19 protein-coding genes are annotated in these 21,563 nt (G+C 36.7%); 14 read left to right on the top strand and 5 right to left on the bottom strand.

Annotation, left to right across the window (positions count from 1 at the left end):
• A complete protein-coding gene (locus BUC06_RS10075; RefSeq protein WP_073333258.1) occupies nt 1-972 on the top strand; it encodes a hypothetical protein in 972 nt (323 codons plus the stop codon).
• A gap of 511 nt (nt 973-1,483) precedes the next feature.
• The gene (locus BUC06_RS10065; RefSeq protein WP_073333252.1) at nt 1,484-1,840 is read left to right on the top strand and encodes a hypothetical protein; all 357 of its coding nucleotides are present in this window, start codon (nt 1,484-1,486) and stop codon (nt 1,838-1,840) included.
• A 161-nt stretch (nt 1,841-2,001) separates the two neighbouring features.
• On the opposite strand, the gene BUC06_RS10060 is transcribed toward BUC06_RS10065, so the two are convergent.
• A complete protein-coding gene (locus BUC06_RS10060) occupies nt 2,002-3,534 on the bottom strand; it encodes an endonuclease (protein ID WP_139263339.1) in 1,533 nt (510 codons plus the stop codon).
• Nucleotides 3,535-3,983: 449 nt separating this feature from the next.
• On the opposite strand from BUC06_RS10060, the gene BUC06_RS10050 reads away from it, so the two are divergent.
• Nucleotides 3,984-4,187 (top strand): hypothetical protein, encoded by a 204-nt coding sequence (locus tag BUC06_RS10050; RefSeq protein WP_139263338.1) that lies wholly within the window; start codon nt 3,984-3,986, stop codon nt 4,185-4,187.
• A gap of 83 nt (nt 4,188-4,270) precedes the next feature.
• Here the strand turns inward: BUC06_RS10050 and BUC06_RS10045 are convergent, their stop codons facing one another.
• Nucleotides 4,271-4,798 carry a DUF4136 domain-containing protein gene (locus BUC06_RS10045; RefSeq protein WP_073333245.1) on the bottom strand — a complete coding sequence of 176 codons (528 nt, stop codon included), beginning with the start codon at nt 4,796-4,798 and terminating at the stop codon, nt 4,271-4,273.
• A gap of 5 nt (nt 4,799-4,803) precedes the next feature.
• Nucleotides 4,804-4,983, bottom strand: coding sequence for a DUF5522 domain-containing protein (locus BUC06_RS10040; RefSeq protein WP_073333242.1), 180 nt, complete (start codon nt 4,981-4,983; stop codon nt 4,804-4,806).
• Nucleotides 4,984-5,023: 40 nt separating this feature from the next.
• On the opposite strand from BUC06_RS10040, the gene BUC06_RS10035 reads away from it, so the two are divergent.
• The 7 genes from BUC06_RS10035 to BUC06_RS10005 all read left to right on the top strand — a co-directional run bounded on the left by BUC06_RS10035 (nt 5,024) and on the right by BUC06_RS10005 (nt 13,189).
• Complete coding sequence (locus BUC06_RS10035; RefSeq protein ID WP_073333238.1) at nt 5,024-5,350, top strand: hypothetical protein; 327 nt, start codon at nt 5,024-5,026, stop codon at nt 5,348-5,350.
• A gap of 359 nt (nt 5,351-5,709) precedes the next feature.
• Nucleotides 5,710-6,621: a 1-aminocyclopropane-1-carboxylate deaminase/D-cysteine desulfhydrase gene (locus BUC06_RS10030; RefSeq protein ID WP_073333235.1), complete on the top strand. Its 912-nt coding sequence runs from the start codon at nt 5,710-5,712 to the stop codon at nt 6,619-6,621.
• Between the two features lie 16 nt (nt 6,622-6,637).
• Nucleotides 6,638-7,699 carry a glucosaminidase domain-containing protein gene (locus BUC06_RS10025; protein WP_073333233.1) on the top strand — a complete coding sequence of 354 codons (1,062 nt, stop codon included), beginning with the start codon at nt 6,638-6,640 and terminating at the stop codon, nt 7,697-7,699.
• A gap of 75 nt (nt 7,700-7,774) precedes the next feature.
• Nucleotides 7,775-9,058: a glutamate-1-semialdehyde 2,1-aminomutase gene (gene hemL / locus BUC06_RS10020; RefSeq protein ID WP_073333229.1), complete on the top strand. Its 1,284-nt coding sequence runs from the start codon at nt 7,775-7,777 to the stop codon at nt 9,056-9,058.
• Between the two features lie 298 nt (nt 9,059-9,356).
• Nucleotides 9,357-10,691: an amidohydrolase gene (locus BUC06_RS10015; protein ID WP_073333226.1), complete on the top strand. Its 1,335-nt coding sequence runs from the start codon at nt 9,357-9,359 to the stop codon at nt 10,689-10,691.
• Between the two features lie 334 nt (nt 10,692-11,025).
• Nucleotides 11,026-11,868, top strand: coding sequence for a helix-turn-helix domain-containing protein (locus tag BUC06_RS10010; RefSeq protein ID WP_073333342.1), 843 nt, complete (start codon nt 11,026-11,028; stop codon nt 11,866-11,868).
• A gap of 82 nt (nt 11,869-11,950) precedes the next feature.
• The gene (locus BUC06_RS10005) at nt 11,951-13,189 is read left to right on the top strand and encodes an amidohydrolase (protein ID WP_073333222.1); all 1,239 of its coding nucleotides are present in this window, start codon (nt 11,951-11,953) and stop codon (nt 13,187-13,189) included.
• Between the two features lie 148 nt (nt 13,190-13,337).
• Here BUC06_RS10005 and BUC06_RS10000 read toward each other — a convergent pair whose 3' ends face one another.
• Both BUC06_RS10000 and BUC06_RS09995 read right to left on the bottom strand, forming a co-directional pair.
• Nucleotides 13,338-14,561 (bottom strand): hypothetical protein, encoded by a 1,224-nt coding sequence (locus BUC06_RS10000; protein ID WP_073333220.1) that lies wholly within the window; start codon nt 14,559-14,561, stop codon nt 13,338-13,340.
• A gap of 35 nt (nt 14,562-14,596) precedes the next feature.
• The gene (locus BUC06_RS09995; RefSeq protein WP_073333217.1) at nt 14,597-17,236 is read right to left on the bottom strand and encodes a TonB-dependent receptor plug domain-containing protein; all 2,640 of its coding nucleotides are present in this window, start codon (nt 17,234-17,236) and stop codon (nt 14,597-14,599) included.
• A 198-nt stretch (nt 17,237-17,434) separates the two neighbouring features.
• Between BUC06_RS09995 and BUC06_RS09990 the strand changes: the two genes are divergently transcribed.
• The 4 genes from BUC06_RS09990 (at nt 17,435) to BUC06_RS09975 (ending at nt 21,501) form a co-directional block, all read left to right on the top strand.
• Nucleotides 17,435-18,115, top strand: a complete 681-nt coding sequence (locus tag BUC06_RS09990) for a response regulator transcription factor (RefSeq protein WP_073333215.1) — start codon at nt 17,435-17,437, stop codon at nt 18,113-18,115.
• Nucleotides 18,116-18,158: 43 nt separating this feature from the next.
• Nucleotides 18,159-19,190, top strand: a complete 1,032-nt coding sequence (locus tag BUC06_RS09985; protein WP_073333212.1) for a sensor histidine kinase — start codon at nt 18,159-18,161, stop codon at nt 19,188-19,190.
• Between the two features lie 134 nt (nt 19,191-19,324).
• Complete coding sequence (locus BUC06_RS09980) at nt 19,325-19,924, top strand: IS1096 element passenger TnpR family protein (RefSeq protein WP_073333208.1); 600 nt, start codon at nt 19,325-19,327, stop codon at nt 19,922-19,924.
• Nucleotides 19,925-20,154: 230 nt separating this feature from the next.
• Entirely contained in the window at nt 20,155-21,501 is a 1,347-nt protein-coding gene (locus tag BUC06_RS09975) for an alpha-amylase family glycosyl hydrolase (RefSeq protein ID WP_073333206.1), read from the top strand.
• The last annotated feature ends 62 nt before the right edge of the window (nt 21,502-21,563 follow it).

Below are 21,563 nucleotides of genomic sequence, written 5' to 3'. Positions count from 1 at the left end.
ATGAAAAGATATATTTTATTATTAACCATTTTATTAACAACTTTAAGCTGCTCTCAAACTTCTAACAATCAATTAAATATGAAACAGAATTCAGAAATTAATTCTAAAAATATAATAGAGAAAACCCTTCAGAATATTAAGCACTATCCAAAGGAACCTAAATATGTTATTTACCATACGAACGGGATGTGCAATTTTGAAATTTTTATCAATGATATTAAAGTGACGAAAAGCTTTAATAATGAATCGTTTAGTACAGGAAATGAGATCAATCCATACCTTACTGGAAATACCAACACATTAAAAGTTGTACTGTATCCACGGGAAGATCTGGGAAAATTGGACACTCAGACAGAGTTTGATGTAAAAGTGGAATCTTATGAAAATACGGATAAGCTTTCAGCTGAAAAACAGCAGGATAACTTATTTGTTTATAACGCACCAAAGGATAAGGATAAATTATTTAAAGAGGCAGGGAAAGATCGTTTTGAAGAAACAAAAACATTTAAGCTGTCCAATGTACCTTTTACTATTGAAGGCTGGAAAGACAGCCAGGATCTTAGAAATTTTGACAAAAAAATATTGGAAGCTAAGGTACTTGAAGCATATAAAATGATTGAGGCTGCATTTAAAGCAAAAGATCTGGATAAAATTGCACAGTTTTCTTACAGTAAAATAAAAGACCAGGCAGTCGCTCAGTATTTTGATAAAGATGAAGTACAGGAAGGCTGGGATGAACTGATCTCTATTGCAAAAGCCGAAAATTTAGAATTTATGCCGTTGAGTAACTACGAATTGGTTTTCTATGGAGATGGAAAGCTGGTAGGATTAAAAAGTATCAAAAAAGACAAAGGCTTCAGAGGAGCTTCTGCGTTACTTTGCAAATTTAAGAAAGATGGAAGCTGGACCGGAGCTGAGCTGGATTATTTATTACATATCCCAAAAGGAAAAACAGAATTTGAAATCTATTAATGTTTAAATATTTTTTAATCTACGAAGAAAACTGTGAAACAAATCTTTCTGAAGAGGAGTTTTATAAGCGGTTTACATACATGAGCTACCGATACATCAATATGAGAAGAGAAGGTGGGATCAGGTATGTATCATTTCATTTTAAAAACAATGGGTTTTCAAAGTCTCTTTTCTACTTATCTTCAAAAATATCCTTTATTACATCAGGGAACAGGTCGAAAGTAACTGTTCGTTATCAACCTAATTACTTTTCAATAGCTTTATGCATTGCAGTTACACTGGGGATAAGCATATTACCGGCTTTATTTGTCGAGGTCATAAAAATTGATCATAAGCCCCATATCGTTGGTTTTACGGATAGACTTCTGATAGCTTCCATTTCATTAATACCATTAGGTTTTTTAATAGCTGATATATTCAACTATCATAAAGCTAAGAATTGGCTGAGAAAAGAACTGTCTTTGAACTGTAATTGAAGATAATTATTGGGTTTAAAATAATAATAAGAAATATGATGAAACCTATTTTAATGATTTTAGGATGCATTTTGGCATTCAACTGTCATTCGCAAAAAAAGAAAGATCCTCAGCTTATAGGGAAATGGGGAGGCCTTCTGAAAGATTCGCAAACGGGAAGTTCAATGGATAAGATAGTTCTGGAATTCACAAAAGACGGTCATTTTCGTCAACATCTGGGAGAAAATAAAATGCAGAATACCATAGAATCAACTTTTGAAGTTCAAAATAATAAAATAATCAGCGCAGATCAGCGCACGAAAGAAACCTCTGAAAGTCAGTACAGCATTAAAAATGATACATTGACCATTCTCTATGAAGGAATGGAAAATAAATATATAAAACTTAAATAGCGAATGAGATCTAAGCACATTTCCCTCTAAAAAAGTACGGAAACATTTTTAAATTGACTTTTGCCTTCCTTAAAAGGCAAACTCTAAATAAACTTTGCATCAAAAAATAAAGAGCCGGTTCAAAAATTTTTGAACCGGCTTAAATTATACTTAAAAATTATTTATTTCACAATCAACTTCAACGTAGATTGATCAAGCTTTAAAATATAAATTCCCTGCGCAAGATTTTTGATCTTAATAGAATTTCCATTTTTAAAAGGACTGTTAATCGTCTCAAGTGTTTTCCCCTGAAGATTATAAATTTCTGCTTTTTTAATATGCTGCGTGTCCCCTTTTACAAAGATTTCCTGTCCTGAAATTGGGTTAGGGTAGACCTGAAGCTCCTGAATAGCACTTTGATCCATTGCTGCTTTTTGAGCCTGTTTGGAACTTCCTGAATAACATGTCCATTGAAGATCATCGATAGCCACTCTGTTGCTTGATGAGCTGTTAACAAGACTTACCGTAACATTTCCTGAAATATTGATGTTATTAATCGTTGTCGTTGCAGCGGTCGCGCTGTAAGGAATAGTTCCTACTGTTGTTCCGTTGACTTTTACATCAAATGTACCGTTACTTCCTGAAAATTTAAGTTGGGTAGTGACCGTCAGTGATCCGATTCCATTTGCTGAAGTACCGGATGTTAAAGAACCATCTCTCACGGTAATCGCCTTATTGTTGATGGTCTGATCTGTTCTTGCATCGGTAGCCGTCCATGAAATACCGCTTCCAGTCCACGTTCTTGTTGTATAAGAAGCATTGGCGGCAGGAATACTTTCGAAAGTTTCATTCACGCAGCCTGTACCCGGATTAGGAATCGGCGTTCCCGGATCAGTGGTTCCCGGATTGGAAGTACCCCAGATTTGATTGACATAATTAGGGTTATCAATGAACGGATTTCTATTTCCCTGATAACTGTAAGAGGCATTATTTCTGCTGATTTCTGCTGGTGAAACAGGATCCTGAATGTGCCATGCCAGAAGAACATTCAGCTCCCAGGTCTGTAATCCCGGAAATGTTGAACTGCCCAGCATATTACCGGAAGAAAAAGAAGAAAGTTTGCTTTGGTAGCGGGTAACAAAATAAAAGATCATCCTTGCTACATCGCCTTTAAATTCATCAATCGGCTCAAAAACTGTCCCTGCATATCCTGAAGAGGAAGAGCTTCCCAGCTTTGATCCGTTTTTGGAAGTAAATGTTGCTGAACCTACCTTTCCGAAAGGATAATTACTTCTCATTCCATTCACCTTTCCATCTGTTGCTCTGATGAAATGAATGTCTGAGACCATGGGTGAAGATTCATTGAATAAGCTTTGAGGAACAATGTGTTCTCTGTTGTAGCAGTTTCCTTCTACAGAATATGTTCCGCACTGGTTGGTACCTGGGGTATATTTATATGGATCTGTTCCCGAAGGTTTTTCTGAATAAATATCCATGATAGACCCGTCGTTTTCATAATTCTTATCAATATCCGTCGTTTTATAGCCCGTCCAGAGTCCGTTGTATCCTTTATCCTGATGTCCGTTGGTGATAATAGAACTTAATGCTGTTTTCAGTGAAGCACCACTCAATCCGTTGGCTGAATTGTAATAGCCTGCAGGAGCCTGGGCATTGGCAAACCCGGCTATCACAGTACATAATATTAATTTTTTCATACTCATAAAATTTCTGTAAGAATACTCTATTTTCACGAATAAGAAATTACATTACTGTTAATTTTATCATGTAAAGCATGCTTTTTTTATGCATGCCATTACAATGGCGAAAAATGTTTGGACATTTAATAATGCTCATCATATTGGTAAAAACTTTAATGCTATTATTACAAGTTAATACCACGAAGTATCTATCTAGGAATTGTTTTCGTTTTTTTAATTTTAACGATCCTGCTTCCTGTCGTAATGAAGTAGAAAAAATAAATTTTTATATTCCATTCCCTATATATGCATTGCTGCTGACCGGATACTTTGTAAAAGTTAGGTATGATTTTAAAGAGTACAATTCTTATAACCACGAAATATTTTCAAATGTAAGAGGAATCGTTATTGATGATCAGATTTTTAGTCATTAAAACAGTACCGTCAGCTTTTTGAAGAATTAAAATTTGATGAATTTACCTGGGTCAACCATCCTGTCAAAAGAAAAAGAATACTTCGTTACTGTATACACAAAACAAAGGTCATATAAATTTAAAATCTGGGACACCTATAATCAGGGAGTTTTAGTCTACAGGATCAATAAAAACGGAAAAGAATTTGTCACCAACAGGAATGATAAATTGATCTATTACTTGGACAAATCAAAATAGATAGTAAGGTTTCGCTAAAATAGTCAACGCCGATACAATTTTCTGTATCGGCGTTTTATATAATCGGTTGATTTAAATAAAAATTATTTTCTCTGAGGAGGATAGTTTTTCATGATCTCAGCCATGATCTCAGGAATTTGTCTCTGCTTGGCTTTTGGAGAATCCACGGAAATTCCGCTTCCGATACCCTGCCAAACCAGTTTGTTGGTTTTAGAATCGATAAGGTCAACAATCAGAGCACCTTCGTTATAATTGCTGGTCCATGTTCTGCTCATCCCAACGCCCCATCCGAAAGGACCGCCCCATCCCCACATGCCGTAAGGAGAGCTGCTGTTGATATCGGTCACCTTTTTATGATTCGCTTTTACATTGACAATCAGATCAGGATTTTCGCCGGACTGAAGTCCCTTGCTCTGAAGCTGTCTCGACAGTTCGTTTAAAACCCTGTCTTTATCAATATCATTCAGTTTCAGATCGTCAATTCTGATCTTATACGTTTTATAAGTCGTAAAATTCGCAGATTGCGCATAATCTGAACGCACCTGGAAAGGACTGCACGATGTAAGGCCTAATGCAGCCGATGCTAACAAAATAAAAATATATTTTTTCATTTTATTTATTTTTTTTTATCGTTTTTAATGAATGTATCAGTCTTTTTATCGTACCCGTAAGGACAGTGTCTGCAACCACTTTTACAGCAATGTCCCCTTTTCAGATGGAATTTTTCTGTAAAAACCTTGTACCCCTGTTCATTATAGTAGAAGTCTTCACCTTCTTTGATATCATATTGGGCCATAAGTTAAATCTCTAAGTCAAAAAACTTTATATTTGTTAGTATGATAATTATATGCCAAAAGCCATTAAAGAAATTAAAAATTAACGGCATTGCTCTATTTCCCTTTATCTTCATTAGGAAACCCGAAGATAAGGAAAATAAAGTACTTATCAATCACGAAAAAATCCATTTGAGACAACAGCTCGAAATGCTCGTTATTTTCTTTTATATTTTTTATGTCATCGAATATTACTACTGGTTTTTCAAACTGAAAGACGGTTTCATGGCCTATCAAAGAATCTCGTTTGAAAGAGAAGCGTATGCCAATGAACGGGATCTGATTTATCTGAAGAAAAGGAAATTCTGGAGCTTTAGGAAGTATTTATAAAAGATAAAAGATAAAAGATAAAAGATAAAAGATAAAAGATAAAAGATAAAAGATAAAAGATAAAAGATATTTTCAGTAAACCTATATAAGAAAATAGAAATCCGATTTGGGAAAAATAAATTTCTATTTTGCATTTAAAAAATGATGACTAACCCTATGCTGTCTCCTTACAAAATCAGCATTCAACCGCTGCTGAGTGCTAACGCCTTTGCGATCTTATAACAATTATTCTTATCAAAAATCTTTGCCCACCTTGCGTTAAAAAAAAGCACAATCCCTTTAAAATGCATTTTTCAAAATTCATAGCCAACCCATCTAAATCTTTTATTAATTTTGTACCTAATAGTTAAACTTTAAAAATGCTATTAAAAGTTCCGGCAGAACCCATTCCGATTCAGGAAATCCCTATTCAGCATAAGAATATAAAACTCTTCATCAAAAGAGAAGACCTTATCCATCCCCAGATCTCAGGAAACAAATACTGGAAACTGTTTTACAATATCAATAATTATCTGGAAAAAAGTCCGGAGAATCCTTATATCATTACATTTGGAGGCGCTTTTTCAAATCATATCGCCGCGGTTTCTGCGGTTGGTAATTTATCGGGTATTCCAACGCTGGGAATAATAAGAGGACAGGAACTGGAACATAAATGGCGGGATAATCCCACCCTTCTTTTTGCCAAAAGAAACGGAATGAATCTGAAATTTGTCACCAGAGAAGAATACAGACATAAAGAAAAACTAACCGAATTTCTACAGAATGAGTTTCCCGATGCGCTGATTGTTCCGGAAGGCGGAACCAATGAAGAGGCTTTACAGGGGGTTAAAATGATGCTCAATGACCAAACAAAAGATTTTGATTATCTTTGCACCGCGGTCGGTACCGGAGGAACAGTTGCCGGAATAGCAAAATTTTGTGAAGAATATCAGAAAGTAATAGGATTTAAGGTCGTTGACGATGATTCACTGGAGAATAAAATCTTAGAATTAACTTCTATACAAAATTTTAATCTAATAGATTCATGTTTTGGAGGTTACGGTAAAATAAAAGATGAAAACATCCGTTTTATCAATGATTTTAAAGAGAAGTACGGTATCCCTTTGGAGCCGGTGTATACAGGAAAGATGATGCAGAAAGTTTTTGAACTTGTTGATGAAGGGTATTTTCCTGAGGACAGTAGAATTTTGTGCTTTCATACCGGCGGTTTGCAGGGTATTGAAGGAGCCAATCTGCTTTTGGAAAAACAGAATAGAAATTTAATTATATAAGTAAAAATTGAAAAACATGAAAAGACTTTTCTTACTCGTAAGCCTTTTAGTTTTATCAAAATTCTCAGCTCAGGCTTGGGCTACTGAAGACCAGTACATTCAAAAATTCGCTAAATATGCGGTAGAAGAAATGGAAAAATACAAAATTCCTGCTTCTATTACATTGGCTCAGGGACTCCTGGAGACCGGAGGAGGGCAGAGCAGACTGGCTCAGGAAGGCAAAAATCACTTTGGAATAAAATGTAAAGAAGATTGGACAGGAAAAACCATGAAGCATACAGATGATGCTCCCAATGAGTGTTTCCGCGTCTATGAAGACCCAAGACAGTCGTACGAAGACCATTCTATATTTTTATCAACAAGAAAATATTACACGAATCTCTTTAATCTCAATATGAAGGATTACAAAGCGTGGGCGCATGGCCTTAAAAAAGCAGGATATGCAACCAATCCTCGTTACGCTTCCATCCTGATCAGTAAAATTGAAAAATACAGACTTTATGAGTACGATGATACCAGCTCTACAGAAGTTTTGTATGCCGTTCTTAAAATGTATCCGGATCTGAAAGATGACCGCGCGTTTATGGCTCAGCTGGAACCTTCAAAGACCATCAGTAAGAAAGCGAAAGATGCCGTAACTGTTGAGGTTCCTTACAAACAGACTTCTTATGCGCAGCAACAGAAGAGAGTGGAAAGGATTAAGACAAAAGCTGAAATCCTTAATTCGATTCTTATTAAAACCCATCCCAACGATGGTTTACGATATATCGTCATTCCTGAGGACACGAATGTTAAATTCATCGCAGATAAATTCCGGGTAAGTGAAAGCAGACTTATGAAATGGAATGAGCTCGAAAGCGATGTTCTGAAGAAAAATGATATTGTATTTCTTGAATCTAAAAACTCTTCAGGAAATACTGCCGTTTACAAAGCAGAATCCGGCGAAGATATGCACGATATCGCACAGAAATTCGGAATCAAATTAAATAAATTATACGCAAAAAACAGAATGGATGAAGGACAAAAACCATCTGCAGGCCAGCTGATTTATTTGATTGATAAAAAACCTAGAAACTAATTTTTTGTTGTGATTTTATTGTGGTCAGTTACTCTTTAACGGCCAGATTATAAACTTGCAACACTCAACTAAAATATGAAGTATCAAAGAAGTTCGGCTTTATTCGATGAAGCCTACAAATACATTCCGGGAGGAGTCAATTCTCCGGTTCGCGCATTCAAATCAGTAGGAGGTGTTCCTGTATTTATGAAATCTGCAAAAGGCGCTTATCTTACCGATGCAGATGACAATACCTATATCGACTACATCAATTCATGGGGACCTGCTATCTTAGGACATACCCATCCTGAAGTACTGGAAGAACTGAAAATACAGGCTGAAAAAGGCTTTTCTTTTGGAGCGCCTACAGAACTGGAAACAGAAATTGCTAAATTCATCGTAGAAAATGTTCCTAATATTGACCAGATCAGAATGGTTTCTTCAGGTACAGAAGCCTGTATGAGTGCGGTAAGACTGGCAAGAGGATTTACAAAAAGAGATAAGATCGTTAAATTTGAAGGCTGTTATCATGGCCACTCAGATTCATTTCTGATCAAAGCAGGAAGTGGTGCTGCCACTTTCGGAAATCCAAATTCTCCGGGTGTAACAGAAGGAACCGCTAAAGATACTCTTCTGGCCCGCTACAATGATTTTGAGCAGGTAGAAGATTTGTTCCGTCACAATCAGGGACAGATTGCAGCCGTTATCATCGAACCTGTTGCCGGAAATATGGGTTGCGTACTTCCTGAAAATAATTTTCTTCAGAATCTGAGAAAAATCTGTGATGAAAACGGAGCTTTGTTGATTTTTGATGAAGTGATGACAGGTTTCAGGTTAGCTTTTGGAGGAGCACAGGAACTCTACAATGTAAAAGCTGATTTAGTGACCTATGGAAAAGTGATCGGGGGAGGTCTTCCGGTAGGGGCTTTTGCAGGAAGAAACGAAATCATGGACCATCTTGCGCCAAAAGGAGGCGTTTATCAGGCGGGAACCTTAAGCGGTAATCCATTAGCAATGAGAGCTGGATTGAAAACACTACAGCTGATTAAAAATGATCCAGAATTCTTTAACAGAATTAATAAAACAGCAGAGACCCTGGACTTCGGGATCGGAAAAATTCTGAATGAAAAAGGAATTTCCCATAAAATCAACAGAAAAGGATCCATGATGTCGGTATTTTTCCACATCAACAGCGTTTCCAATTTTGATGAAGCAGCCGCTTCCAACCAGTCTTTATTCAATAACTTCTTCCATCAGATGCTTCAAAATGGAATCTATCTTCCGCCAAGTGGCTATGAAACCTATTTCATCAGCGATGCAATCAAAGATAAAGAAATTGAAATGACGCTTGAAGCCGTAAGAAAATTTGAGTATTCTTAAGATTTACTACATCAATTATAATAAGACTGGATTTTAGAATTCGGTCTTTTTTTATCCTAAAAATAGAATTTTTTAAACTTATTCATTCCATTAAAGTTAAATTATTGACAAGAGAATCCTTATGAAAATAGAAATTCCCATCCTCTGAAGGGTGACGAAAATTCAAAGAATTTTTGACGGGGTGGTCCAGGAAAACCATCTGTAAATTAAACCATCCAATAAATCATACAAATATTGTGATAAACCATACCCCTTCATCCTTTCCGTTCTTTCTATTTTTGTATAAAATAGATTGGAAATGAAGACCTCTGACAATGCAATATCCCGTAAAGATTTTATTAAAAGTTCTGCACTGGCGGCAGCCGGACTTAGTTTAATGCCCAATATTCTGGCAGCATCTCCTTTGTTTGAAAAACAAAATGTTTCGGCAAAAGGAAAATTAAACCTTAAAAATGTCCGTCTGGAAACCGGCTTTGACTATGAAGAAGGAGAGGTTGTGGCTACTAAAACCGGGCTCTTTTATGTTGAAATCGAAAACGCGAAAATCAAAAGTATAGCTCCCAATCAACCCAATGCAAAAGCGATTGATGCTAAAGGAATGCTGATGCTTCCTGCATTTAAAGACATGCATATTCATTTGGACAAAACATTGTACGGCGATCAATGGCAGGCGGTTAGAAAAAGAACAGGTGGTGTCAAAGGAATGATCGCACTTGAGCAGAAAATACTTCCCGAAATGCTCAAAAACTCAACGTTCAAAGCAGAAAGGATGATTGAGTTGTTACAGTCTAAGGGAACTTCTTTTGCGAGAAGCCATGTCAATATTGAACCGACTTCAAAATTAGATTCATTAAAAAACCTTCACAAGGCTTTAGAGGCTAAGAAGAAAAGTTTCGGCGCTGAGCTGGTAGCTTTTCCACAGCACGGTGTGTTTTATACCGATTCAGCACCTTATCTGAAAGAAGCTGCTCAAATGGATATTGATTTTATTGGAGGCGTAGATCCGTTTACCATTGACGGTGCCATTGAGAAAACCATTGATTTTACAGTTCAGCTGGCATTAGACCATAAAAAAGGAATTGATATCCACCTTCATGAAACAGGTGAATCCGGGTTGAATACAGTGGAATATCTCATTAAAAAAGTGAATGAAAATCCTTCTCTAAAAGGCAAAACCTATCTGAGTCACTGTTTTATTTTAGCAAAATTAGATAAAGTAAAACAGGAAGACATGGCAGAAAAACTGGCTGAAGCACAGATCGGAATCGTTTCTACGATCCCTTTTGGAAATCTCATGATGCCAATTCCTACTTTATATAAGCATAATGTAACGGTTCTTACAGGTAACGACAGTATCGTAGACCACTGGAATACCTTCGGAACAGGAAGTGTCCTCCAGAAAGCCAATCTTATGGCGCAACTGTATGGGTATTCCACAGAATTTTTATTATCAAGAAGTCTCAAACTGGCAACAGCGAATAAACTTCCTCTTGACGATCAAGGAAACCAGCAGTGGCCAAAAGCGGGGGATCAGGCTGATTTTGTACTGATGAATGCCAGCTGCTCGGCAGAAGCCGTATCCAGAATTTCAAACGTGGAATCATTGGTTTACCAGGGAAATGCAGTGTATTAAATGACTGTACTATGAACATTTGATTTATTTTGTTTCAAAGGATATTACGGTAAAATACTTTCTCTTAAACCACCCCGTCAAAAATTCTTTGAATTTTCGCCACCCCTCCACGGGAGGGGAATTTTGCACGGATTATTGATCTTCACCAAGAAAATCTTTGATTTTCACAAAACTTAAGTGGTCTTTTTTGGCTTACAATTACTAATTGGGTCAACAAAAATACTTTTGATTATTTGTCTTTAAAAACTTCAAGGCTGTATAAAAAATGAAAATAGCTCCCTCCGTTCAGATTTCTCGTATAAATTTCACTAATTTTAGGAGAAAATCAGGATACGTGGGTTTTCATACAGATCATTTTCCCGTTTTAGGAATTCAGGAGTTCAGTGATAATCAGCTTCAGGGCTGTCATTTGCTGTTTAATGAACTCCATGGGGAACGTTCCATTGATGAACCCCACAAACATGATTTTTTTATCATCAATCTTTTTGAACATGGGAAAGGCAGCCACACGATCGATTTTACGGAATATGAAGTGGGAAACAGCCAGATCCATCTTGTTTTTCCGGATCAGGTACATCAATGGGTGATCGAAAAGGAAACCGTGGGTTATCAGCTGATGATCAGCAGAGGCTGGTTTGAAAGTTTTCTGCCTTCGCTGAGATTTTCTGCTTCTTATTATCAGAATCATCCTGTTATTCATCTTTCCAAAGAGACTTTTCAGACTTTCCTGTACGAATTTCAGGCCATCCGGAAAGAGATAAATGAAAAGAATGTATTCTGGGAAGTCATTCAGAAACGGAGCGAGCTGATTGGTCTGTTGGTCAGCAAATCGGTGGAAGGGACTTTTAAAGATTTTGAAATGTACCATTCCAACCCTATTATATCTAAATTTTTACAGCTTATTGATGAGCATTTCCGAACAGAAAGATCGGTCTCCTTCTATGCAGAGAAGCTTAATATTTCTGCTAATTATTTAAACATCGTCTGTAAAAAGAATCTGAACTCTTCTGCATCATCACTCATTCAGGACCGTATTCTGCTGGAGGCAAAACGCCTTTTAAAAGTATCGGAAATGTCTGTGAAAGATATTGTCTACGATCTCGGTTTCTATGATCATGCCAGTTTTTCCAAATTTTTCAAAGCACAGACGGGAATGACTCCGTCACAGTTTAAATAATAATCCGTACAAAACAAAGCATAATTGATACACCTGTATCATTATAAAGGGGGCGTAACTTTGTCTTTTTAAAAGATAAGTTATGCAGTTTCCCTATCAACTGACCGCAAAAGGAAAATATTCACTCAAAAATGTCCGCCTCGAAACGGGATTTGAATACGATGAAGAAGAAGTGATCGGAACCAAAACCGACCTTTTCAGTATTGAAATAGAGAATGGAAAGATCAAAGCTGTAACAGCAAATGATGTAGCCTCTGATGCGTTGGATGCTAAAGGTTTTCTGATGCTTCCTGCCTTCAGGGATATGCATATTCATCTGGATAAAACACTATATGGACTTCCATGGCAGGCGCTTTCACCGAAACGAAGAACGGTGAAGGATATGATTGTCTATGAACAGGAAATCATTCCTGAACTTTTAAAAACATCTGTAGAACGAGCAGAGCAGCTGATCAGTCTGTTGCAGCATTATGGGACGCATTTTGCAAGGACGCATTTTAATATTGATCCCACTTCAGGTTTACAATCATTGGAGAATCTTGAAAAAGCATTGGAACATAAAAAAGATTCTTTTAAAGCAGAGCTTGTGGCTTTTCCGCAGCACGGTTTATATTATACAGATACTGCTCCTTTGATGAAAGAAGCAGCCCAATTGAAAAGTGTAGGTTTTATAGGAGGCCTGGATCCTTTAAGTATAGATGGTAATATTGAAAAAGTACTTGACTTTACGGTACAATTAGCGCTTGATCATCAAAAAGGAATTGATATTCACTTGCATGAAGCAGGAGAGTCCGGCATGAAAACGATCAATTATCTGATTGATAAGGCGATTGAAAACCCGGAACTGCAAGGGAAAACATTTATAAGCCATGCCTTTGCTTTAGCTCATCTTTCTCCAAAAGAAACAGAAAGGATTGCAGAAAGACTGGCAGAAGGAAAGGTTGGAATTGCGTCTTCCGTACCCTTCAGAGGAAAGGTAATGCCGATTCCTGTATTGAAAAAGTACGGGGTTAATGTTTTGATCGGAAATGATAATGTGCAGGATTACTGGAGTACTTTCGGATCAGGAAATATGCTTCAGAAAGCCAATCTTATCGCTGAACTGTACGGATATGAAACTGAATTGAAGTTGTCAAGAACATTACAGTTTGCGACTCAGAATATTCTTCCTCTGGATGATCAGGGAAAACAGCAGTGGCCAAAAGCCGGGGACGATGCTTCCATTGTACTGGCTGATGCCTCATGCTCTGCCGAAGCGGTTTCCAGAGTGTCCGGAATAGAAGCTTTCATGAATGAAGGGAATCTTTTCTGGAGATATTAATTGAAATATATTTTTTGATATACTTGTTTTTTGTGAATAAAGCCATTGGATTTTCTGATGGCTTTTTCTGTATAGTTATATGAATAATCAAAAGCCACCAGAAGAGATCCTGATGGCTTTTAAAATTTGATATGAAGAAACTAGTTACTTATTGTAATCCTGCTAAAAGATTAACTCCGTCTACGGTAGCCCAAGCTCCAGGAGTTAGAGATACTTTGGTAACAGTAGTCGTATTGGTGAAAGTTTTAGCACCGTTTGGAGTGTAAGCATACCCCCAAACTCCGGCATTGTCAGAGTTTAGATAAGTAAGGGGAGCAACCACTACTTTTCCGGTATTTACCTGGCTTGTCTCTGTAGCTGCATCCTGAATCAGTACGCTGTAAGCTTTCTGAGTTCCGATATTTTTATAACCGCTGATGTACACATTAGAGAAAATTCCTGTTCCCTGTTTTTTGAACTGAATAGCAGTAATTTCAGGTGAGTTAGCTGTTTCAGGAAGAGTATTTGCGTCTCTGATAAGGGTGATATTTGATATTTTTGGTGCCACATTATCAGCATTACCAGAAGCTTCAATTTCCATTCCGAAGTTACCTGTTCCTGTCTGGAAAGCGTACCAGTTCGTATTGTTTTGTCCGCTCCATGCATCCTGCCAGTCGAAAGAATCATCGTAGTTACCATAAGAAACGATGTTCTTGGCACTTACTGTACCTCCGAAGAATTCATACCCGTCATCAGTTCCTTTATACGTTACAAGATTTTCTAAAACAGTTCCTGCTCCTACAGCGTAGAAAGTCATTGAATTGGTTTCAGAAGTACCGTCACCGATCTTTTTTCCTGCATATTCAACTCGTACAAACTTCATGGTACCTGAATTTGAATTAGCATTACTTCCTCCGTAATATACGTTGTTTCCGTCTTCAGAAAGAGCTTGAGTATTTCCATTGACAGCTTTGATTGGAGCTGTCCCATAGATTGTAATACCGCCCCAGTCTCCAGGAACCTTAGTAGCTGTTGTAAATACAATAGGTTCAGCAGCTGTACCAACCGCATTGATCTTTCCGTCCTGAAGAATTACTAAACCACTTGTTTTAGAAGTCACTACATTGAAAGTAGCTCCTGCTTCAATGGTAATGGTAGCGTTATTCGTAATTTTTACGATTCCGTCTAATGTATAGCTTCCCTTTTTGATAAGGATATCTTTTGAAATAGTTCCTGATAATGTTCCGCTTCCGCTTAGTACACTTTCAGTAGTTCCCGGAGTAGTAACTGTAGTACCGTCTCCTAGGCCATCATTTACCTCGATAGTACATGAATTTAAGGCTAATGTTAACACGGCTGTTAACGATAATAATGATAAAACTCTTCTTTTCATTTTTATACTTATTTTTATTTTTTATTAAATTATTTTTAGAATGTATAGCCTACAGTAAGATTAAATGTAGTACCTCTGTAATAGTTGGTAAGTGTATTGTTACCTTGTTCAAAATTAGTTGGGAGGTAATTTTTATCACCAATTAAGATTTTATACTTGCTGTCTAAAATATTCTGTACAGCAAATTTTACATTCCAGTTTTTAGTCAATTGGCCCTGGTATACAAAATCTATCTGATTGAATGGTTTTTCGTAGTAGTTATCCGTACCTGCACCTCCTGTTGCATAGATTTTACTTCCGGATACATTATAAACAAGAGAGAATGTATGGGCTAAATTATTGCGGTTTTTTAGTTCGTATTTTAAATCAGCATTGATGGTATAAGGAGAAGCTCCCTGTAAACCTCTTTTGCGTAATGTTTCCCCTGTAAGGGCAAACCAATCAGGTCTTTCCATGTTTAGCTGATCCTGGCTTCTCTCTACATCTGAATGCATAATGGTTGCATTAGCGCCTAAAGTAAAACTTCTTAAAGCTTCAGATATTCTCCCCAAACTGAAAATTCCTTCTAATTCTATCCCGAATAGATCTGCTTTTTTTGCATTGAAGAAGGTGATCGTTGAACCTGTTGCATTTCCTGAAGCTACCAGTGAACGCTCAATGGCATTGTCAATTCTTTTGGCAAATAAGTTAACAGCAAACATCTCTTTATTGGTAGGGAAGTATTCCCACTTCAAATCGAAGTTATAGTTTTCACTATTTTTAATGGAAGGGTTACCTACAATATTTACGTTATCAGGATTGATATAAGTAATTGGCATCGTCTCGATAAGGATAGGACGTGTAACTGTCTTACTGAAAGAGAACCTTAAATTATTCTTATTATTAAGTGCCTTTTTTACGGATAATGATGGTAAGAAGAAATCTTTATTTTTATCCAGATTAATTTTATTTTCGGCACTCTGTTCAGAATAACGGATTAGCGTCATATCATTCTCATATCTTGCTCCCAATAAGATATCCCATGAATCACTTGGTTTAAGGTTAACGTTAGCATAACCCCCATTAATAATTTGATAGAAGCTTGAATAAAACTGAGAAACATCTGAACCTTCCTGATAATATAAATCTCCATTTCTAAGCGAAGCATTGAAAACATCCTGAGGAGTATCAATATTAATAACAAAAGGAGCTGATGAAGTTGATGTACGTCCGAAAATAAATCGGTAAGACGTTTTTCTGAAATCTGAGAAACCATTATAACCTACGGCAATTTGAATAGGAAAGTCTTTTCTGTCTCCTTTTTCTCCTAAAGACAATTGATATTCCGCAAAAGCTGAACCGTAGAATCTGGAGTCTACATCTAGATACTGACGGATAATGTTATTCCCCCCGTAACGCATTGCGATGTTTTCATCCGAAAGTCTTGTTCCGGTAGTGGGATCAATACGGTTACCTTCTATGATTTTTCTGTCAGGTTGCTGATAATTATTAATAACATAGCTGGCTCCTGCTTTTACTTGATGTCTTTCATTTATTTTTTGAGAAGCTGTTAGCTGCAAGTCTAAAAATCTTGAAATATCCAACTGGTTTGTTCTAAAAAAGGTAGTCTTATTAAGAACCTGTCCGTCTTTGTAGCCGTAGTTATCTTCTATAATATTATTGACGTTCTGTAAATAAATAGCGTTTAGGTTAACATTGGTTCCTTTGTTTTTATACCCTAAACCTAATAAAACTGAAGATTCTATTTCGTAATTATATTGCTTACGGTTAAGAAAATTCATATTTTCGATAAATGAGCCTTGACCTTGTCCTTTGAACTGATGGTTATCACCTTCTTTATATTCAAATTTGCTTCCTTGGTTTAAAGAGAATAAAATTCCTAAATTCCCTGTATCTCCCATTTTTACTTTTTGGGCAGTCGTAAATCCGATGCTTGTATTCGGCATTGATTTTACGTTGTCTACGTTCCAGGAATCTTTAAAAGAATTTAATGATTGACCCGGTGTGAATTTATAGTTATCCGGTCTTGAGTTTCTAATCTCATCCGGAAGTCTTCTGTCTTTGGAATTCAAACCTAAATATCCGTTCATTCCGTCTGCACCTTCAGCTATTTTGAAATTGTTTCTGAATGTACTTAAAGTATTTACCCCTACACTGAATTCCACTTTTGTAAAAGGCTTATCAATAGTAAGTGTTTCAATATCAAAAGTAGCTCCCGCAAAATCTCCGTAAAGGTTAGAGTTGAAGGTTTTATAGATATTCAGTTTTCCCACTACATCTGTTGGGAACTGCTTTAAGGCAATGATCTTTTGGAACGGGTTGTTGGAAGGTGATCCAAGACCGTTGATTAATAAATAATTGTATCGCTCTTCAAGACCTCTTACGAAAAGTCCTCTTCCTTCTACCGTAGTGATTCCCGTTACTTTCGTAAGTCCTTGCTCTACGTTGGAAATTCCTTTTCTGGAAATCTCTTCAGCACTTACAGCCTGCTTTTGAATAATCGCTTTTCTTTGTTCTCCTAATACCGCAGTTTCAGTTTTCTTGTTGCTGCTTCCCTGGATTACTACGCCATCAATTTTTTTCTCCTTAATGATCGTGTCCTGCTTCGTTTCCTGAGCGTAAAACATTGATCCGGATAAAAATAAGACCGCAATGCTAAGTTTATTAATTTTCATTATCTTACTTACTTTATTTACTAGATTCTTTCGGTGCAAAGGAATAAAAGATAAGTGGGGTAAGTGGTTTAGTGAATTTTAATTTTTCCTTAACTAAACATTAAGAAAAGACCATTATTGTTAACTTTATGTGAACGATAATAGATTTGTTCATCTGTGCTTTAAAATTTATTAACTTTGACTCAGTAAAAATTTAAAATGAACCAAAAGAAAATACTCTTAATAGACGACGAACTGGATATTTTAGAGATTCTGTCTTACAACCTGGAAAAAGAAGGCTACGACATCTATACTGCTACCAATGGTAACGAAGGGATAGAAAAAGCCAAGGAGATCATCCCGGACCTTATCCTGTTAGATGTGATGATGCCTGAAAAAGATGGGATCGAAACCTGTCAGGAACTCCGTAAAGTAAAAGAACTTCATAAAACACTGATTGTTTTTCTTTCCGCCAGAAGTGAAGAGTTCTCACAATTAGCAGGATTTCAGGCTGGAGCCAACGATTATATCGTGAAGCTGATCAAACCGAAAATCCTTACTTCTAAAGTAAATGCTTTATTACAATTGACTTCCCAGGTTTCTGATAATGCTAAATTAATAGAAATCGGAGATTTGGTCATCGATAAAGATAACTTCAGGGTTTCCAAGAGCGGACAGCAGTTCCTTCTTCCTAAAAAAGAATTCGACCTGCTTTATCTTCTGGCTTCAAATACAGAAAAAGTATTTAAAAGAGAAGAAATTCTGGAAAAAGTTTGGGGTAATGATGTGATCGTAGGAGAAAGAACCATTGATGTACATATCAGAAGATTAAGAGAAAAACTGGGAATTAATACCATTCAGACATTAAAGGGAATCGGCTATAAACTTATCGTTTTATAACTTAAATTCCTGACCTTTACATAACCTATAAAAACTTGTAAAATTGAAATTTTACAGACTTACACTCGTCGCCTCGTGTCTTCTGACACTGGTGATGTTTCTTTTAGTCATCATCTTTGATTCACTGAAGGATATTTACTACAAGACACCTTTCTTTAAAGTTGGCCTTTTTATCTGCTTGGTTCTCATCTTTATGATCAATTATGTGGTACTTGAACTTCTTTTCAACTATTATGGAAAAAAGCAGGTTCGCGGACTTTCACAGATGCTTCCACAGGAAATTGTTAATGATAATAACGAGAATATTACTATTCGGGAACTCGGAGAAAGATTTTCAGATCTTAACCAGCAGCAGATAACGGAGATCGACATGATGAAGGAAATGGAAAGCTATCGTAAAGAATACATTGGTAACGTTTCGCATGAACTTAAAACCCCCTTATTTTCCATTCAGGGATATGTAGAAACCCTCAGAGATGGCGGTGTTGAAAATCTTACCATCCGCGACAAATATCTGGAAAGAATCGACAAATCCGTTGAAAGACTGATTGCGATTGTTACAGATCTCGATATGATCAATCGTCTTGAAGCTGGAGAAATCAGCATTAATACCTCAAAATTTGATGTCAACCTTCTGATTAAGGAAATTTTCGACCTTCTTGAATTTGAAGCAGAAAAACATAATACAACACTTCAGATACAAACCCTTCACCCTCAGATTTTTGTAGATGCCGATAAGCAGAAAATTTCACAGGTTTTTATTAATTTAATTTCCAATGCGATCCATTATGCCAACCGGCAGGAAGCAAAAGTAGTGGTGAAAACCAGTGTCCTCAAAAATAAAGTACTGATCGAGGTCATTGATAACGGAATGGGAATTAAAGCAGAAATTCTTCCCAGAATTTTTGAAAGATTCTACCGCGTGGAAACCAGCAGAAGCAGAAGGGAAGGGGGTTCAGGACTTGGGCTTGCTATCGTAAAACATATCCTCGAAGCCCATAATGAAAATATCACGGTAGAAAGTGTTTATCTCGAAGGAACTAAATTTAGCTTTATGCTGGAAAAAAGTAAATAATTCCGGTAAAATGTATGAAAAAAAAATATTTTAAAAAATCGTGAAATATTTTTTTGTCACCTCTCATTTATTATATATTTGCAACAGAGATTTATCATAATAATTAAGGCAAAAAAGTAATTTAAGAAACTGATATGGTTTACAAGATCCGCGTAATATTAGATGCGAAAGAGGATATTTTCCGTGATATTGAAGTAAGAGGAAAACAATCACTATGGAACTTACATTTGGGAATTAAAAGTGCGTTCAATCTGCAGGGAGATGAGCTTTCCACCTTTAATATGTTGGAAGATGACGGAACAATACTTAAAAGTGTTCCCCTGGAAGATATGAGCGACGATGGTGATGGCGAAATTATGTCGGATGTGTACATTGATGAGGCTTTTGGAAATGTAGGCGATAAAGCTCAGTTCCAGTACGGGCTTCTAGATCTTTGGGAATTTTTCTGCGAGCTGGTAGAGATTATCGAAGAAACAAAAGGGGTCAATTATCCTATTACCGTATACAGATTCGGAAACGTTCCGTTAAAAGCACCAAGCAAAAGTGGAAATGGCGGAGGATCAAAGAAAAGATCAGCAATGCCTCTTTTGGATGATGATTTTAACTTTGATGATGACTTTGGCGTAAGCACCAGTTTTGAAGATGAAGATGATGACAGCTTCGATGATGATGAAGAGGACAGCTTCGATGATGATGTTTTCGAGGATGAAGAAGACAACGACGATGATAGATAATATCTGAATACAATATATAGCCCTGGATTTTTTCCCGGGCTTTTTTTATGTAAGATTTTAGATTCAAGATATCAGACATCAGATAGGAAGGTGCCCAATGACGAATTTTAAGACAGTATATTGATTAATTGACCATTGACGATTCACTTGGGAAGCAAAATTCACGTTTCACAACTCACAATTCACCTTCACACACTTCATTTTTCCTTACTTTTGTTAAAAATAGAGCGATGAAGAAATTAATTCTATTAGCAATAATCGGTCTGGGAATTGTTTCCTGTACCACTCAAAATACAAAAAACACTATGGATCTGCCTAAAGAATGGAAACACACAACGAATATCTACGAAGTCAATATAAGACAATATACCCCTGAAGGAACCTTCAAAGCATTTGAGAAAGAAATGCCACGCCTGAAAAAAATGGGTGTCCGGACCCTTTGGTTGATGCCTGTAACCCCTATTGCCCAACAGAATAAAAAAGGAAGTCTCGGAAGTCCTTACGCAGCCTCAGATTATACTTCCATTAATCCTGAATTTGGAACAATGAATGATTTCAAACACATGATCAATGAAGCTCACAGATTAGGCTTTAAAGTGATTATCGATTGGGTTGCCAATCATACAGGTTGGGATCATGTCTGGACAAAGACGCATCCCGAATTTTATCTGAAAGATCCGGATGGAAAATTCCATATCGCTTCCGGAATGGATGATATCATTGAACTGGATTATAAGAATCAGGAAATGAGGCTCGCCATGATTGATGCAATGAAATTCTGGGTAAAGGAAACAGGTATTGATGGTTTCAGATGTGACCTTGCTTCATGGGTGGAAGTTGATTTCTGGCAACAGGCCCGTCCGGAAGTGGAAAAAATAAAACCACTTTTCTGGTTAGGAGAATTTGATGAGCTGGAAAGTCCTGAATACGGAAAAGTATTTGATGCCAGCTATTCATGGAAATGGATGCATAAATCTGCAGACTACTACAAAAAAAATGAACCGCTTCAGGAACTTAAAGATCTGCTGCTTCAATATTCGAAGATTGGCGATCATTCAATGAGAGCATGGTTTACGGCTAATCATGATGAAAACTCATGGAACGGAACAGAATATGAAAAATACGCAGTCATTGCTAAACCGATGGCCGTATTCTCTGCAACCTGGAACGGTGTTCCACTGATGTATTCAGGTCAGGAGCTTCCCAATATGAAAAGACTTGAGTTTTTTGAAAAAGATGCGATCAAATGGACCAATACCTACCAGATGGCAGAGTTTTATAAAACCCTGCTTGAATTAAAAACCTCCAATCCTGCATTAAGAGGGGGAGATGCCAATGTCGCTACGTATCTGCTCAATACAACAGCCAATGATAAAATCTTAGCTTACCTAAGAAAGAATGGAAATGATGAGGTGCTCGTAGTTCTCAATATGTCAAAAGAACCAATCAACTTTACCATCGAAGACGAAAATCTTTCAGGAACTTTCAGAAATATTTTTGACCGGACAAAAAGAGATTTTAATAGGGGAAAAGATTTCAATTTTAAAGTTTCAGATTATTCAGTTTTTGAAAAATAAAAATTCATAAGTAAAGGTTGAAATATTCTTCAACTTGATCTACCTATTCAATAAAGGCGGGC

The organism is Chryseobacterium carnipullorum (genome assembly GCF_900142785.1).
GTDB lineage: Bacteria > Bacteroidota > Bacteroidia > Flavobacteriales > Weeksellaceae > Chryseobacterium > Chryseobacterium carnipullorum.
This window is presented reverse-complemented; position numbering and strand designations above follow the sequence as displayed.